Annotated in this window: 3 protein-coding genes; all 3 read left to right on the forward strand. The window is 36.0% G+C overall.

What is annotated here, in order from left to right; genetic code table 11:
• Positions 1–163: 163 nt before the first annotated feature.
• Positions 164–1,156: an MlaD family protein gene (locus tag AAF462_11230; protein MEM7009694.1), complete on the forward strand. Its 993-nt coding sequence runs from the start codon at positions 164–166 to the stop codon at positions 1,154–1,156.
• A gap of 25 nt (positions 1,157–1,181) precedes the next feature.
• Entirely contained in the window at positions 1,182–2,117 is a 936-nt protein-coding gene (locus tag AAF462_11235; protein ID MEM7009695.1) for a ParB/RepB/Spo0J family partition protein, read from the forward strand.
• A 214-nt stretch (positions 2,118–2,331) separates the two neighbouring features.
• Positions 2,332–3,138 (forward strand): hypothetical protein (locus AAF462_11240; GenBank protein MEM7009696.1); only part of this gene is annotated, 807 nt, incomplete at its 3' end.

Raw genomic sequence — 3,138 nt, forward strand, 5'->3', positions numbered from 1 at the left:
CACGATATTGAACTCGCATTTTATGTTGCAGATAGAATAGCTATTCTTAGCGAAGGCCGTATTTTAGAGGTTGGAACCCCAGAGCAGATTAAGGCATCGAATAATTCTGCAGTAATAGATTTTATTAAACCTCAATTTGAGTAGTAAGGGAGAATAAAGAAAAATGAATACTCAAGTAAAAGTCGGGATATTCTTTGTTGCAGGACTTATTATATTGCTGGCGGTCTTTGATTTCGTTGGCGATATACCTTTCTTTAAAAATGAGTATAAACTCAAAACCTATTTTGATACGATAGGAGAGCTAAGACAGGGAAACCCGGTAAAAATTGAGGGTTATGATGTTGGGAAAGTTTCAAATATAAGTGTTCAAGACAGGAAAATCGAGGTTGAGTTTAGCGTTGATAAAGATGTTGGCATAAGAAAAGACTCACTTGCAACTATTAATCTAACAAGTCTTCTGGGAACCAGTTATATCAATCTTACATTTGGTAGTCCTGAAAGTCCTCCTGCTGTTTCAGGGGATGTTTTGCCGAGTAAAAACCCGGCTGATATAAATCAGATACTAACTAAGGTAGATTCTGCGGTTAGCTCAATAGACGGAGCACTAAGTGGGCTTGATGTATTTGGTTCAAACAAAGAGCAGCTTTCAAACATAGTAGACAATATTGATATCGTTTTAGAGAATGTTAAAGAAGGTAAGGGGACAATCGGCAAGCTATTTACTGATGATTCACTATACGATGAAGCAGAGGGCACATTTGAAAATGTAAATGAGATAACAACTTCAATTAAAGAAGGCAAGGGCACACTTGGTAAGCTGTTGAATGATGAATCTTTATATAACGATGCAAAAGTTGCATTGACCAATTTTGGGGAGCTTACTAAGAAGTTAAACGCCTCAGGTGGCACAATTGGCAAACTTTTAAATGATGACACTCTATATAACGAGGCAACTGGTGCAGCCACTAACTTGAATGACATACTAGAGAAAATTAACTCAGGTCAGGGCACATTGGGTCAGCTGGTGAACGATGATACCTTGTATAGAGATGCACAGGATACACTCTTAAAAGTAGATAAGAGTATTGATACACTTGATGATCTTGCTCCTTTGGGAGTTTTGGGTACTGCGCTAGGCGTCGTAACACTGTTCTAATCTGATGAATGTAGTACCTATAAATTTGTCATTTATAGACTTTAACGATCACACATTTCTTGTTGGCTATAAACAAGAAATCCAATCTCTCGCAGATTCAATTAAAGGCATAGGACTTCTAAACCCTCCGATTTTAAGACAAAAAGCCGAAAAATATCAAATCATTACCGGCTGGAAAAGGCTATTTGCATGTCAAGATCTTGGATTTGATGCTGTATCATGCTCAGTCTATGAAACGACAGATCTTGAAGATGATGACTCACTGAGGATTATCTACTCAGATAACGAATATAGGCTATCAGATTTAGAAATAGCTGAATTGATAGGGCTCCATAAATCACTGTGTGAATTAGATGACAATGAAATCATAAGTAATGTTTTGCCTATCTATAATATCCCGCCAAATAGAAAACATTTAGATAAATATTTAGCTATGTCATCCTTAGAGAACGACATTAAAACTGCATTTTATCAAGATAAAATTACGATTGAGCAATGTCTCATGCTCTCTGAGCTGAATTCGGAATCACGAACTAATATACTTGAAAAGATTCTCCTAAAATACAAACTAAATAACAATGAATCTAGGCAGGTTATACAGCATATATCAGAGTTAGCTTTAATATACTCAAAGTCAATTCTAGAGCTTTTATCTACGGTACATGATGAATATAATAACAATAAGATCGACAAAAATGATCTTAGGACCGAGCTCAAAAAGATGCGTTATCCAGACCTAGTCAGAACTGAGCAACAAGTAAAAGAAAAGATCCAGGATTTACAGTTGCCAGACAATATAAAGGTGCTCATAAATGGGTACTTTGAAGAAAATGAAATTGAGTTTCGAATTAGAGTAAATTCTGGTAGTGAAATAACTGAATTAATCACCGATTTAGAGACCATAAATCAAAACGGAACACTGGATAGCTTAATATCTACTATAAGAAAAGGCATTACCTAGAATATTATTAAATATCATATCAAATCTACTTTTCTGCTATAACCGCAATCCCAAACCAGAAGATTTTCCTCTATTTGCAGATGTTTGTTAATAGGTTAAAATAGATATATCTATATATATCACAAATCACATATATAGATTATTCTTGAATTACAAGCTGATTGTAAAAATCTCTAAAGATATTAAACAATCAAAGCACTGATGGAGGGGATCTATGAGATATCTATATATTATTATATTTACAATGTGCATTTTTGGCATAAATTATGCGAATGCACGAGAATGTTTACCCGATTGTACGTCAAACGATGGCAAATTTATAACTATTGCCGGAACTAACCTAAGTACAATAGTTGATCAAGAGATAGTCATTAACTTGGTTTCCAATACTGAACGTCTTCATTTTGGTATTTTTGACGGAGAGGCCAGTGAGAACTGGGATTTATCTCCTGGGCCGGGATCAAGATTTCACATAAAGTATGAGTTATATGCAGATCCCAATGGTGATGCGTCTGGCTTAGCGGGTCCTGTAATTGCCAGTTGGTTTGGAGATGGCAGTGCAGGTGCTAATCAGGGAACACCCATGGCTAATAACGACTGGTCAGATTTTAGTTTTGCAAATTCACCAAATGCCCTTTCTACTCAGGGTGATTATGTTTATTCAATGAGAATTACTCCTATTGATCCAAATGTCCCTGGTCTTTCTGAAAATGTATTTAAGATAAGAACAGACTATAAAATGTATGTTCCTGCTATGTTCCCGGTATCATTTATTACCCCTTTTGGTTCTCAAGAAGAAATGTTTTATCTATTTGAAGACTTAAATATTTTATATCCAAATGCAAACTTTAATGATGACGGGACGATGGTCTGCGGGGAGCCAGCGACAGAGATTTGTGACCCAAATGATCCTAGCTGCTGCCTATTTGAAACAAATTATGATGGTATATGGACATTTTTGATGGAAGTACCAGACGGCCTGACAGATCTGTTTGTATGGGACGGAGATCTTGATTACGGA

The organism is Thermodesulfobacteriota bacterium, from assembly GCA_039028315.1.
Taxonomy (GTDB): Bacteria; Desulfobacterota_D; UBA1144; order Nemesobacterales; family UBA2774; genus CR02bin9.